Below are 14,456 nucleotides of genomic sequence, written 5' to 3'. Positions count from 1 at the left end.
TCGTACCCGACAAATAAAATGTCACGCCACAACGACTAGAGTCCAGATTACCACCGCAAGCTAAACGTAAGTTTGAACAAGATACTTGGTTGTTTACGTTCGCAAACCGTCGAAGCCATCATTTCAAAACACAGCAATATTGTATTACTTATAAGGCATTGCATTTTGATAAGTATCCAATAAAAGTTCAGAAATAAAGCGCCGAACTCTCTCCCTACGCGATCTTGTTCAGCACCACTAGTGCCTATACTTCTCGGCCAAAAACACTACCAACCTCTCAAATCCAAGTATGAAGATTGTTTCTTTGATTTTTACCATTGCAAATTCGGGAGTGGGTTATTATGATGATGCCAATTAATCATACAATAAGATATTTGGAGCAAGACATGACTAAACCTGTTATTGGATTCATCGGCCTAGGCCTAATGGGTGGCAACATGGTTGAAAACCTACAAAATCGCGGTTACGAGCTAAATGTAATGGATCTTAACGCAGAAGCAGTTGCCGCTTGTGTCGCTCGTGGTGCGAAAGCCCCAACAACAGCAAAGGAACTTGCAGAAAATTCAGACATCGTAATGCTATGCCTAACAACATCTGAAGTTGTTGAGGAAGTTGTGTACGGCGAACAAGGTATCCTTGCGGGTATTAAACCAGGCGCGACACTGATTGATTTTGGTACTTCAATCCCTGCATCAACTAAGAAGATCGGTGCTGCGCTTGCTGAAAAAGGCGCTGGCATGATCGACGCACCGCTTGGTCGTACTCCTGCACACGCTAAAGATGGTCTACTAAACATCATGGCTGCTGGCGACATCGACACTTTCAACAAAGTGAAACCAGTACTCGACGAGCAAGGCGAAAACGTGTTCCACCTTGGTGCTCTTGGCTCTGGTCACGTGACTAAGCTAGTAAACAACTTTATGGGCATGACGACTGTAGCCACTATGTCTCAAGCATTCGCTGTCGCTAAGCAAGCGGGCGTTGATGGTCAGCAACTGTTCGACATTATGTCTGCAGGACCTTCTAACTCTCCATTCATGCAGTTCTGTAAGTTTTACGCTGTAGACGGTGAAGAGAAGCTAGGTTTCTCTATCAACAACGCAAACAAAGATCTAGGTTACTTCCTAGCACTTTGTGAAGAGCTAGGTACTGAATCTTTAATCGCTCAAGGTACTTCTAAGAGCCTTCAAGCTGCGGTTGAAAAAGGCCTAGGTAACAACGACGTACCAGTGATCTTTGACTACTTCGCAGAGCTACAAGCATAATCCTCGCTTAAGCTCTTCAATCAAGCCTTGTTACGACTAACAAGGCTTTTTTATTTCCCGCTGTCTCTGCTTATCTCTCTTTCTGTTCCCTACACTAACTACCTCACTCAACATCGACCTATACAGGCACACGCTGAAAGCGAGTGACTGGTAGAGTACCCAAAGACGTTTGACTACCTACAGGCGGGTATTAGCGTGAAAGTCGCACCTTTCGCCCACAAGCTTATCCTTGCCCATAGTAGCTAGTAACTTCCATTCTTTGCACCATAGCGACAAGGTTTCCCCCAAGCAACATCAACAATGGGCGACTCGCTAACCTAGTCTCATCTACCTAACGCAATACCTTGAAATTAGCTCGTAACACTATGTAGAGAATCTGCAAACCAAGCCACTTCTACAAGGTTAGGTTACTTTGCCAGCCCTACCCAAGCCGTAAACCATAGCACATTCTATTGCGCTGTCACTGACGTGTTGTGACTAAAACAAGGCTATACATCCATGCAACCTTACGAAATCTAGCCTGTTGATGAATGTGACTTTGCAGTCATTAATGGGTTTCCAGCTTTAGAAGGTTTGGGACTCTACGAGTGGCTGCACTAGCTAAGGTTTAAGCCTAACGCTTGAGCGATAGAAATCAGTCAACGAACTGCATTGATACCAATCTGGCTCTATCACTGCTTAGATAACTCAGCAGCAAGAGACTTGCTTAGGTCGGTATAAGATAGGCACATAGAAAAATCCCACGGTGGTGAGACCGTGGGATTTAATTTAGGCAGGGGTTATAATTCGTATCAGATGTTAGCTTTTCGCGTTAGCCAACTTTGGGCTTTTAGGTCCTCGTGCTGCGTTCACCAATAGAACGCCAACCGAAAGAACAATCGCACCACACAGGATAAACAGTAATCGACCTGTCGGCTCATTTGGAATCAGAGCCATCGCTAGGATACCGAAGCCAGCAACACTAATAAGCTTACCAAGCATGCTACGCTGTTTTGTATCTAGGTTTTGTTGCTCTTCACTGTCAGCCACTAGTGGCGTATTCCAGTTCTCGAACAGTTGGTCGACTTCTTTCTCACGCTCTGGCGTTAAACCTTTATAGAAACGTGTTGTTAGCAGGAAGAAACCACCGGTGAAGACAACATGCGCTGCCAAGCTTAGACCAACTTTCAGATCCGCCCACTCACGTCCTGTTAAAGATTGCTCTAGTCCGAAGATACGCTCTACGTCTTCTGCTTGTAGAGAGATACCAAAGATGTAAGAAACCAAACCACCAACAATCAGTGTTGCCCAACCAGCCCAGTCTGGTGTTCTACGAATCCACATACCAAGTAGTACAGGAATCAACATCGGGAAACCAATTAACGCGCCGACATTAAGGACGATATCGAACAAGCTCAAGTGACGTAGAGAGTTAATAAACAGACCAATACCGATAATAATGAAACCCATCATGATCGTGGTCAGTTTACTGATGATGACCAACTCTTTCTGCGACGCTTGAGGTCGTACAATTGGGCTGTAGAAGTTCATCACGAAGATGCCCGCATTACGGTTTAGGCCAGAGTCCATCGATGACATCGTTGCCGCAAACATCGCTGACATCAGAAGACCAACCATACCCGCTGGCATAACGTTTTGTACGAATGCTAGGTAAGCCGCATCACCACCTACTGAGCCATACTGCTCGGCAAAATCTGGCATAAATGCCGCCACGTACCAAGGTGGTAGGAACCAAATGATAGGGCCAATAATCATTAGTACACAAGCAAGACCCGCAGCTTTACGCGCGTTTTCACTGTCTTTTGCACATAGGTAACGGTAAGCGTTAATGCTGTTGTTCATTACACCAAATTGCTTAACAAAGATGAACACGACCCACAGTACAAAGATGCTGATATAGTTCAGATTGTTACCAAGCACGAAATCGCCATGGAAGTTCGACACTATGTTGCCGATACCACCACCGTGGAAGTAAGCCGCGACCGCACAAGTAATGGTGACCGCCATGATAACCAGCATCTGCATGAAGTCAGAAGCCACTACCGCCCAAGAGCCGCCTGTTACAGCCATTAGCATCAGAACCAAACCTGTTACGATGATGGTCGCTTCCATTGGAATATTGAACACCGCCGCAACGAAGATAGCTAAGCCGTTGAGCCAGATGCCCGCAGAGATTAAGCTATCGGGCATACCAGCCCAAGTGAAGAATTGCTCTGATGTTTTACCAAAACGCTGGCGAATAGCTTCAATAGCCGTAACGACACGTAGCTGGCGGAATTTTGGAGCAAAGTAGAGGTAGTTTAAGAAGTAGCCAAATGCGTTGGCTAAGAATAGGATTACAACAACGAAACCGTCGTTGAACGCGCGTCCTGCGGCACCTGTAAACGTCCATGCTGAAAATTGCGTCATGAAGGCGGTAGCACCTACCATCCACCATAACATCTTACCGCCCCCTCGGAAGTAGTCACTGGTTGACGTTGTGAACTTACGGAACATCCAACCAATCGCTACTAAAAAGAAGAAGTAGGCAAGAACAACAAAAGTATCAATAGTCATTTTTTCAGCCTTTCGAGTTTGATCATTTTCTACTGCCTAGATTACTCCGATTAACATTTTATTTGTACTACAATATGCTTTTACTGTGATCTAAAACATAAGTTATTCTACTTAAAAAACAGCTCTAATCCTTTACTAATCTTGCATTGTTGAACTTACACGGGATGATTCACACACTTAACACCCCACACTATTGTAATACAAATAATATATTAAAAATCCATTAGATTATGGGATAATTTTCTTGGCTGTGCGCAACTAGTCGCAACTCACCTCTATTAAAACAGAAAAAGCGAGCCACTGGGCTCGCTCTAATCATTGTATAATCGCTTTGTTTGAGTTTTTGGTACTTAGGCTACATGTGCCACGGCATCGCGAACAAGCTTACCTAGCTCGTCCCACTTACCATCATCGATAAGTTTAGTTGGCACCATCCAAGTACCTCCACATGCCAGCACTGAAGGAATAGATAGATACTCGTCAACGTTACCTAAGCTCACACCACCCGTTGGCATAAACTTAACTGGGTAAACCGCTGTTAGAGCTTTAAGCATGCCGACTCCGCCCGACGGTTCAGCAGGGAAAAACTTAAGTGTACGCAGACCCATTTCCATCGCTTGCTCGACAAGGCTTGGATTGTTTACACCAGGTACGATTGGTACATTTTTGTCTAGACAATACTGCACCGTGCGTGGGTTAAAGCCAGGGCTTACGATAAAGTCGACACCCGCTTCAATGGCTTGATCTACTTGCTCATTAGTCAAGATAGTACCTGCACCAATCAGCATATCAGGGAACTCGTCGCGCATTGCACGAATCGCTTCTGCAGCACACTCTGTGCGGAAGGTAATTTCTGCACAAGGCATACCATTTTCTACCAAAGTGCGGCCTAGAGGGATTGCATCTTCAGCTTTGTTGATTGCAATAACCGGAATGACTTTTAGGTTTGCTAATTGTTCGTTTAATGTCGTCATAAAGTATGCTCGTCGTAATTAACTTAAGTTAAATGAGTAACTATGGCCTATTAGAACAAATCTGATAGGCCATACAAGAGTTATAGAGGGAGATCCGGCATCACATCGCGAGGGATGATCGCCCCCTTATGCTGTATTACTGAACCTGCCATGCAGTGACCTGTGTAAGCAGATTCCACTGCATTGCCGCCAGTCAAGCGCTTTGCCAAGAAACCTGCGCTAAAAGAGTCTCCAGCTGCCGTTGTGTCTACTACATTATCTACGTGATCGGGTGCGACATACTGAGCGTCACCGTGAGCAACAACTAAGCACTCTTTACTACCACGCTTAATGATGATCTCTTCAACACCTTGAGATGACGTTCTTTCCACGCATTGCTCTAAGTGTTGGTCACCAAACAATAGCTGCTCATCTTCAAAAGTAAGAAGGGCAATATCCGTACGTTTGAGGACTTTGAGATACCATGACTGAGCATTGTCGCTGTTACTCCATAACTTAGGACGGTAATTGTTATCGAATATAACCTTACCACCTTGAGCTTTGAAACGGTCTAAAAATCCGAACAGCTGTGACTTACCCTCTTCAGTCAGTATTGCTAGGGTAATACCACTGAGGTAGACCGCATCGTAGGAGTAGAGCTTATCAACTAATGCCGGTGAGTCATTTTGCTCAAACAAGAACTTCGCCGCCGACTCATTGCGCCAGTAATGGAAGTAACGCTCGCCTGTCTCATCAGTTTCGATGTAGTAAATACCCGGTTGTTTACCTTCAGCTGTCAGAACTAAGCTAGTATCGATGCCCTCTTCTTGCCATGCTGAAAGCATTTCTTGACTAAAAGGATCGTTCCCCAGAGCCGTTACATAGCTGGTTTTGATATCATGAGCTTTGGTCAAACGGGATAGGTAAAGAGCGGTATTCAACGTGTCACCTCCGAATGACTGACGCAGCTGACCTTCCTTTTTCTGTAGCTCAACCATACATTCGCCAATGATCGCGATATTTAATGATTTCATACTGTCACCTTAGCAACTGAGGTTGCGCTAACCATTATTTTAAGAAATCTTCACGAGCTGGATTGAAGATATCGAGGAGGATGCTGTCTTGCTCTAGTGCAACAGCGCCGTGCATCATATGTTTACGAGCAAAGTAAGCATCGCCCTCTTTCAGTACTTTCTTTTCACCTTCGATTTCTGCTTCAAAGCTGCCACGCACAACGTAACCAATTTGATCGTGAATCTCATGTGTATGTGGAGCACCTACCGCACCTTTGTCAAAGCATAGGTGAACCGCCATTAGGTCATCTGTGTAAGCAACAATTTTACGTTTGATACCGCCGCCTAGCTCTTCCCACGGGTTCTCATCTAATACAAAGAAAGAATTCATCGTCATACTCCTAAAAGATTTCTATTGAAGCGACCTCAATTGCGTTCCTTTCTAACAATCTCAGCGGAAATATGCCCGACTGATGAAAGAAAAAACAGAAGCGAAAGGGTTGCCTATCGAATTGGTAACGAGCATATCCGATTTAAATCATTTGTCATACAATATATCTAAATTTATGTGATATCCATCAAATCCGATCGCAGCCAAAAGGCTAGATAGCAATGGTCACAATGGAGTAATACGTGATTAAGAACAATTTTCAATTATTAAAAATCAGCCACTTAAGACATTTCACGTGACTTCAATCTCTCTTTTTGCCACAAAAACTACAATCAAACCTAATATTGTATTACTTTATAGAAAGCTTACGAAAACAACACACTTCATCCGAGGGTGGGAAAAAATGACTACACAACCGATTTTGTTGACTGAAGCAGAAGTCGAACTATTAAGAAAGGAAGTCGGAAAGCCGAGCTTGATGGGTAAGTCCATCGAAGCGAATCGCAAGGAACTTGAAGCATTCATGCGTCTGCCTCTAGACGTACCAGGTCACGGCGAAGCTGGTGGCTACGAGCACAACCGCCATAAACAAAACTACACTTACATGAACTTAGCGGGTCGTTTGTTCTTGATTACTCAAGAACAAAAGTACGCACAGTTTGTTAAAGATCTTCTCGCGATCTACGCAGAGAAATACCTAACTTTTGATTTCCACGTACAGAAAAACACCAACCCAACAGGCCGTCTTTTCCACCAGATCCTAAATGAACACTGTTGGTTAATGTTTACTAGCTTAGCCTACTCTTGCGTGGCATCAGTGATGACAGAGCAAGAGCGCGCTGCGGTTGTTGAACGTATCTTTGAACCAATGTTAGACATGTTCACAGTGAAATACGCTCACGATTTCGACCGTATTCACAACCACGGCATTTGGGCCGTTGCCGCTGTTGGCGTGTGTGGTCTTGCTATTGGTAAACCTGAATATCTAGAGATGTCGGTATACGGTCAAGATCGCAATGACACTGGTGGTTTCCTAGCGCAAATCTCACAGTTGTTCGCTCCTTCTGGCTACTACATGGAAGGTCCGTACTACCACCGTTACGCCATTCGCCCTACTTGTGTCTTTGCTGAGGTTATTCACCGTCACATGCCTGAAGTAGACATCTACAACTACAAAGACAAAGTGATTGGCAACACAGTACAAGCGATGCTGGCAACGGCGTACCCGAATGGTGAATTCCCTGCCCTAAACGACGCATCTCGTACCATGAGCATAACTGACATGGGCGTTCAAGTTGCAGTGAGCGTTTACAGCAAACACTATGGTTTGGATGACAACATTCTGGGCATGGCGAAAATCCAAAATGCAGTTTGGATGCACCCTTGTGGTTTAAAGCTTTCTCAAGCTTATGATGAAGCAACTGCTGACCGTGATATCGGTATGCCTTTCTGGCCTAGTGTTGAGCTTAACGAAGGCCCAGACGGCAACAACGGTGCGCAAGGTTTTATCCGTATGCAAGATAAAACCGGTGACGTGTCACAGCTTGTGATGAACTACGGCCAACACGGCATGGGTCATGGTAACTTCGATACGCTTGGCATTACCTTCTTCAATCGTGGTCAAGAAGTACTGCGCGAATACGGCTTCTGTCGCTGGGTCAACGTAGAGCCTAAATTCGGTGGTCGTTACCTAGACGAAAACAAATCGTATGCACGTCAAACTATCGCACACAACGCAATAACCATTGATGAACAATGTCAGAATGGCTTCGATGTCGAACGCGCAGATTCAGTACACGGTTTGCCTCACTTCTTCAAAGTAGAAGGCACTAAAATCAATGGTATGAGTGCATTTGCCAACGACCACTACCCTAATACTGACATGCAGCGCAGCGTGTTCATGCTCAGCCTAGATGAACTAGAAGCTCCGCTATTGCTAGACCTTTACCGCATCGAAGGTGAAGGCGAGCATCAGTACGACTACTCTCATCAATACGATGGTCAAATCGTACGTACTAACTTCGATTACCAAAGTTTTGGTGAACTGAACACGCTTGGTGAAAACTTCGGTTACCAACACCTTTGGAAAGTCGCGAGCGGCAAGGTGCAAGATACGGCGCTGGTTAGCTGGCTACAAAACAACACCTACTACACTTGGTTAGGCACAAGCAGTAGCGCGAAGCAGAACGGCGATAATGAAGTGATCTTCACTCGCACGGGCGCCAATGACCCAAGCTTTAACCTACGTAGCGAACCGGCATTCATCTTACGCAGCAAAGGCGAATCAATACTGTTTGCTTCTGTGCTAGAAACGCACGGCTACTTCAACGAAGAGTTTGAGCAGTCTGTGAATGCACGTGGTCAGGTGAAAGATATCCGCGTCGTGGGTTACAACGCCGTTGGCAGCGTCGTAGAAATCACTACTGACAAGTCACTGGTAACTGTCATGATCAGCAATGTGCTAGGCGCTGACGACCAAACAGAACACAACGTCGAGATTAATGGCAAAACGTATAGCTGGAATGGCTTCTACTCGCTAGAGGTTACTGAAGCATTCGAGCAGGAGAAATAACAATGAGCTATCAACCACTTCTACTCAACTTTGACGAAGCAGCGGAGCTTAAAAAGTCACTTGGCACGGATAGCCTATTAGGAAAAGCATTAGCACGAGACATCAAACAAACTGACGCTTACATGGCCGAGGTTGGTATTGAAGTCCCAGGTCACGGCGAAGGCGGCGGTTACGAACATAACCGCCACAAGCAAAACTACATCCACATTGACTTAGCGGGTCGCCTATTCCTTATCACTGGGGAACAGAAGTACCGCGATTACATCGTGGACATGCTAACAGCCTACGCGAAGGTTTACCCGACGCTAGAAAGCAACACTAGCCGCGACTCCAACCCTCCAGGTAAGATCTTCCACCAAACTCTTAACGAGAACATGTGGATGCTATACGCGTCTTGTGCGTACAGCTGCATTTACCATACGTTGGAAGAAGAGCAAAAAACACTGATTGAAAACGACCTGTTCAAACAAATGATTGAGCTGTTCGTTGTCACTTACGGCCACGACTTCGACATCGTACACAACCACGGTCTGTGGGCAGTAGCAGCAGTAGGTATCTGTGGTTACGCTATTAACGATCAAGAAGCGGTAGACAAAGCGCTTTACGGCTTGAAACTGGACAAAGTCAGCGGCGGTTTCCTAGCTCAGCTAGACCAACTGTTCTCGCCAGATGGCTACTACATGGAAGGTCCTTACTACCACCGTTTCTCGCTACGTCCAATCTACCTGTTCGCAGAAGCGATTGAACGTCGTCAGCCTGAGCTTGGTATTTACGAATTCAACGACTCAGTCATCAAAACAACGTCTTACGCTGTATTTAAGACCGCATTCCCAGACGGTACACTGCCTGCGTTGAACGATTCGTCTAAAACGATTTCAATCAACGATGAAGGCGTAATCATGGCAACATCGGTATGTTTCCACCGTTACGAGCAATCTGAAACGCTGCTTGGCATGGCAGACCACCAGCAGGACGTGTGGGTTCATATCTCAGGTAAAACACTCTCTGATGCTGTAAACGCAGCAGACGAAATCAAACCGTTCAACTGGGGTAGCCTATTCGTTACTGACGGCCCTGAAGGTGAAAAAGGCGGCGTGAGCATCCTACGTCACCGTGATGAGCAAAACGACGACACAATGGCGCTGATTTGGTTTGGTCAACACGGCTCAGACCACCAGTACCATTCAGCACTGGATCACGGTCACTACGACGGTCTACACCTAAGCGTGTTTAACCGTGGTCACGAAGTGCTGCACGATTACGGCTTTGGTCGTTGGGTAAATGTAGAGCCTAAATTTGGTGGCCGTTACATTCCAGAGAACAAGTCTTACTGTAAGCAGACGGTATGTCACAACACGGTAACGGTTGACCAAAAGACCCAGAACAACTTCGATACCGCACTAGCAGAATCACGTTACGGCTCTAAGCACTTCTTTAAAGCTGATGATGAGAAACTGCAAGGTATGAGCGGTCGTATCTCAGGTTACTACGACGGCGTCGATATGCAGCGCAGCATCATTCTGGCTGAATTACCAGAATTCGAAAAGCCGCTTGTGATTGACGTATACCGTATCGAAGCTGACCAAGAGCACCAATATGACTTGCCAGTCCACTACTCTGGTCAAATCATTCGTACTGACTTCGACTACCAAGTTGAAAGCACGCTACGTCCTCTTGGCGCAGACAACGGTTACCAACACCTATGGAATGTAGGTTCAGGTAAAGTCCCTTACTCATCAGAAAGAACGAGCTCTCTAGTAAGCTGGCTACACGACAGCAGTTACTACTCTCTGGTAACGAGCGTAACCAAAGAGAGCGAAGTTTACTTTGCTCGCACTGGCGCTAACGATCCTGACTTCAACCTCAAGAGTGAACCTGCACTGATTCTACGTCAGTCTGGTCAGAACCATGTGTTTGCTTCTGTACTGGAAACACACGGTTACTTCAACGAGTCTATCGAAGCATCGGTTGGCGCTCGTGGTCTGGTTGAGTCTGTGGCGGTTGTCGGCAACAACGAGGTTGGCACAGTCGTTTGCATTAAAACCACTTCTGGTAACACATACCACGTCGGTATTTGTAACTTAGATGAAAGCCAGCAAAACGCGACTCATAGCGTCGAGTTTGGTGAAGAACGTTACTCATGGGAAGGTGCGTTCGCGCTACTTTAATCTGTAGTAATTAATGTAAAAATCGGGAACTAAGTCAAAGCCGAGCTTGATGCTCGGCTTTTTTGTTTAAGAGTGAGTATTACGACCGACTTTTTCTAAATTGGCGTCGATACTTTGATCCCCTTTAAGTCTTTGCCATAGCTGACCTAGCTGATCTAAGCTCCTCTGGCTAGGGTATCGCTGCGTCGAATCCAACAACTGCCACTCTCCTGTTGTGCTCTTCTGGGCAAAGATAAACTCAAAAGCTAAATTGTTAGCCATACCTAATCGCAGGTCAGAGACAATCAGCTCCCCCTCTTCCACGCGATAGTTAAGGTAGTTATGTGAAAAAGCTTGCAGTCCTCGTAACGTTTCTGGCTCTTCTTCTAGCGGCCACTGACCTAGTGAATGGGAGATAAAATCGATACGTTGGTCACTGTCTAATACCGATGCGAGACCTTCCCAATACTTGCCATCATCCATAACGACCACTCGCCACAAAAGCGTGTTAAACGGTGTTGGGGTAATTAGCACTTGCTGATTTGGCAAGTTCTGAGCCAGTAGATTCTGTTCAACCCGAGAAGCGACCCATTGTTGAGAAACATAGCCCCAACCTAAGTAGAGCGTCGAGATCAACACAACCGCCTGGCACAAACGACCACCCCATTTCTTGACGAACAAACTGGAGCCAATCGCAATAAGCAAAGGAACTGTATAGAGCGGGTCAATGATAAATATATTGCGCAGCGAATAATAACCTTCAAACGGCCATATCAGCTGAGTTCCGTAGGTTGTCATCGCATCCAACAGTGCATGTGTCACTAGAACACTCACGGTTAGGAAAAAAGTACGCGTCAAAGTCCAAAAGGTATCTGGTCGCCAAAGGCAATATAACCATGATATGAAAAGTGCAAACGGAGGAAGTACAAGAAGCGAATGACTAAAACCTCGGTGCTTAATTGTATTTTGCACCGCGTCGCCATAATCGAGAACCACATCGAGATCGGGTAACGTGCCAAGAGCCGCGCCCGTTAAGAGTACCTTAGCATTGCATCGCTTACCTGCAATGGCACCCGCGACGGTCGCACCTAAAGCAGCTTGAGTGATTGAGTCCATCTGTATTCAAATATACCTGAGTCAAAGTCCATTGAGCTCGAAACTAATCTGCTTAGCGACAAGAGTCAATCCGCTTACCGAGCCTCCTTCTGGTTTTTACTCACTTTTACAATCAATGGATCTCACTCGAACAAGCCGTTGGAAGCACGCATGAAAAAGCCCTCACGTTGAGGGCTTAATCTTTAAAAGTAGCGACATGGTTAGTCGTACATTAGCTTCTCAGCTTTCTTGAGATCAAATTCATCCAGTGATTTTCGGGCTAAATGCCTAAATGGTAACGCTTTGACGATTTCTTCAAACGGCATGACAGCAAATGCCCAAAAGAACGAGAGATCCCAATGTAAGATGATCAACGCACACAGCGGTATCGATACAATCCATTGCCCGGTGAAGTTAATCTTGAACACTTCCGTCGTCTTACCGAGCGCGCGCAGGACATGACCATGCACTGTGTTATAGCCACGAACAATGGGCAAGAGAATATAGAGCGGCGCGATCGACGCCAATGCAATGTAAGTACTTGAATCTAAATCGGGGTACAAATCTGGCAACACAAAGCTTAGCGCAAGGAAGAAAGCAGCCGAAGCAAATGATATCCACACGGCCATATCTATGCTGGTATCAACATTTTTTCTCAGCTCGTCCAACTGTCGAGATCCAATGGCTTGGCTGATGGTAATGGCCGAAGAATGCGCCCAGGCGGTGATAAACTGAGTCCCTGCTTTGATCCAAGGCATCACTATGGTCATCGCAACGTAAGCGTTCAAAGTCAACTGCGAGTACAGCAACATATAAATGGTGGCCCCGGTTTGCAACATGGTAACATTCGCTGCTACAGGGAAGATCTCTTTAAAGTGGTTCCACGTATTGGCTTTTAACGAAGAATCCAGCGCTTTAATCGACAAATCGCTAGAGTCATCTAATTTAACGCACAAGCTTAAATAGACAAAACGCACGGTGATCGCGATTAAGCTCCCCGCGGCGGCCCCTTGGACCCCGATACCTTCAAATCCTGAGATGCCATGAATTAACACATAGGACATTGCCATGTTTACAGGTAACTCTATTAAATAACCTTTAAACGGAACTTTGGTGCGGCCTAGTGCATTAAACAAGGCGATCATCACCTGAGTAATGGCGTTAAATATGATGATAAATTTTGCAACGGAGAGGTAGCGCTCGGTTTCAGCATGAAGGGCGACGTTATCAGTTAATTTACTGATTAAGATTTTGTCACAAGCCGAAATCAAAGACCAAAACACAACCGCGACGAACACATTAATGATTAGCCCTGCCCAAAAACCTTTATTAAGTGTTTGGCTTTGCCCTGAACCAACAGCCCTGCTCAGCACCAATTGAGAGCCATTCGCCAAAGCCATTTGAATCCCCAACACAAATGAGACAATCGTGGTAGCAATCCCCATCGCAGCTAAGGAGACTTCACCCAACGGCGAAACCAAGAAAGTGTCGATCATTAACATCGACTGCATCAGCAGAGCATTTAAAGCCAATGGCCAAGCTAAAGATAAGTTTTTTCTAATGTAGAGATTGGAAGACATGGGTGAGCCTTTCACTATTGTTTGCGTAGGTTGCAGTCGTAAACAAAACTCTTGTCTGCCCTATCTATTAACGGATAGAGCAAGGCGAGTCACTTTGTGGTTCTTCAACCATTGACCACCTGAGAGAGTCTTTGGTTTTCATCATTAAGTAGAGTGTGTGAAGCAAGACGCGCTTGGTTCCCATTCCCTGCCATAATGGCATCATAAATGGCGCGATGCTCTTCTAAACAGAATCGCCCCCCTTCAGCGGAATGATCGATGAACAGCTTAAAAATCGTCGATAAAATGTTGCTAAACGGAATGTAAAACTGATTTCCGGTCGACAGAAAAATAGTCTGATGGAACAGATGGTCGTTGACCGTCCAATCCTCATAATCAAAGCTATTCGCCGCCATCGTCATGCGTTGAAATATCACCGACAACTCTTTACGCTGCTCTACAGTCGCTTGACTGGCAGCTAACGCACACGCTTCGGGCTCTATCGCTTTACGTAAGCCCAAAAATTGGGAAAGGAAAGGTTTGGTATCTTCCAAGTCTTGAATCCACTCTAACAGCTGAGGATCAAGAAAATGCCAATTGTGGCGAGGGCGTATAGTCGTGCCTACTTTTGGTTTTGATTCAATCAACCCCTTAGCAGACAAGAGTTTAGTTGACTCGCGTAAAGCCGTACGGCTCACACCAAATGCGTTACAAAGCTCAATTTCATTGGGCAATTTTTCCGTTTGCTTAAGCTCACCTGACAGTATTTTACGGGCAATCTGTCGGGCAACTTGCACATGTATCTTGCGCTGAGAATCTTCCACTAGAGAAAATTTTGCCACTTGATGCTCCTTATTATTGGGTTTCAGTGCACTGATTGGCACTCGGTTATTGATCAAAAAAAG

The 14,456-nt window shown here is 45.6% G+C and carries 10 protein-coding genes; 3 read left to right on the top strand and 7 right to left on the bottom strand.

Annotation, left to right across the window (positions count from 1 at the left end):
* Positions 1-347 precede the first annotated feature (347 nt).
* Positions 348-1,265: an NAD(P)-dependent oxidoreductase gene (locus LYZ37_RS18255; protein WP_272788385.1), complete on the top strand. Its 918-nt coding sequence runs from the start codon at positions 348-350 to the stop codon at positions 1,263-1,265.
* Positions 1,266-2,063: 798 nt separating this feature from the next.
* Here the strand turns inward: LYZ37_RS18255 and LYZ37_RS18250 are convergent.
* From LYZ37_RS18250 to LYZ37_RS18235, 4 genes are all read right to left on the bottom strand, one after another.
* On the bottom strand, positions 2,064-3,821 hold the full coding sequence (locus LYZ37_RS18250; protein WP_272788253.1) for a sodium:solute symporter family transporter: 1,758 nt from the start codon (positions 3,819-3,821) through the stop codon (positions 2,064-2,066).
* A gap of 350 nt (positions 3,822-4,171) precedes the next feature.
* A complete protein-coding gene (locus LYZ37_RS18245) occupies positions 4,172-4,795 on the bottom strand; it encodes a bifunctional 4-hydroxy-2-oxoglutarate aldolase/2-dehydro-3-deoxy-phosphogluconate aldolase (protein WP_272788252.1) in 624 nt (207 codons plus the stop codon).
* A gap of 80 nt (positions 4,796-4,875) precedes the next feature.
* The gene (locus tag LYZ37_RS18240) at positions 4,876-5,808 is read right to left on the bottom strand and encodes a sugar kinase (protein WP_272788251.1); all 933 of its coding nucleotides are present in this window, start codon (positions 5,806-5,808) and stop codon (positions 4,876-4,878) included.
* Between the two features lie 34 nt (positions 5,809-5,842).
* Positions 5,843-6,178, bottom strand: coding sequence for a cupin domain-containing protein (locus tag LYZ37_RS18235; RefSeq protein ID WP_272788250.1), 336 nt, complete (start codon positions 6,176-6,178; stop codon positions 5,843-5,845).
* Between the two features lie 403 nt (positions 6,179-6,581).
* Between LYZ37_RS18235 and LYZ37_RS18230 the strand changes: the two genes are divergently transcribed.
* A complete protein-coding gene (locus LYZ37_RS18230) occupies positions 6,582-8,750 on the top strand; it encodes a heparinase II/III domain-containing protein (protein ID WP_272788249.1) in 2,169 nt (722 codons plus the stop codon).
* Positions 8,751-8,752: 2 nt separating this feature from the next.
* Positions 8,753-10,918, top strand: coding sequence for a heparinase II/III domain-containing protein (locus LYZ37_RS18225; RefSeq protein WP_272788248.1), 2,166 nt, complete (start codon positions 8,753-8,755; stop codon positions 10,916-10,918).
* A 66-nt stretch (positions 10,919-10,984) separates the two neighbouring features.
* Here LYZ37_RS18225 and LYZ37_RS18220 read toward each other — a convergent pair whose 3' ends face one another.
* From LYZ37_RS18220 to LYZ37_RS18210, 3 genes are all read right to left on the bottom strand, one after another.
* Positions 10,985-12,013, bottom strand: coding sequence for a metal-dependent hydrolase (locus LYZ37_RS18220; RefSeq protein ID WP_272788247.1), 1,029 nt, complete (start codon positions 12,011-12,013; stop codon positions 10,985-10,987).
* Positions 12,014-12,213: 200 nt separating this feature from the next.
* A complete protein-coding gene (locus tag LYZ37_RS18215) occupies positions 12,214-13,503 on the bottom strand; it encodes an MATE family efflux transporter (protein ID WP_420794640.1) in 1,290 nt (429 codons plus the stop codon).
* A 173-nt stretch (positions 13,504-13,676) separates the two neighbouring features.
* Complete coding sequence (locus tag LYZ37_RS18210) at positions 13,677-14,393, bottom strand: FadR/GntR family transcriptional regulator (protein ID WP_272788245.1); 717 nt, start codon at positions 14,391-14,393, stop codon at positions 13,677-13,679.
* Positions 14,394-14,456: the final 63 nt, after the last annotated feature.

Origin of the sequence: Vibrio tubiashii (genome assembly GCF_028551255.1) — a bacterium.
Classification (GTDB): domain Bacteria; phylum Pseudomonadota; class Gammaproteobacteria; order Enterobacterales; family Vibrionaceae; genus Vibrio; species Vibrio tubiashii_B.
This window is presented reverse-complemented; position numbering and strand designations above follow the sequence as displayed.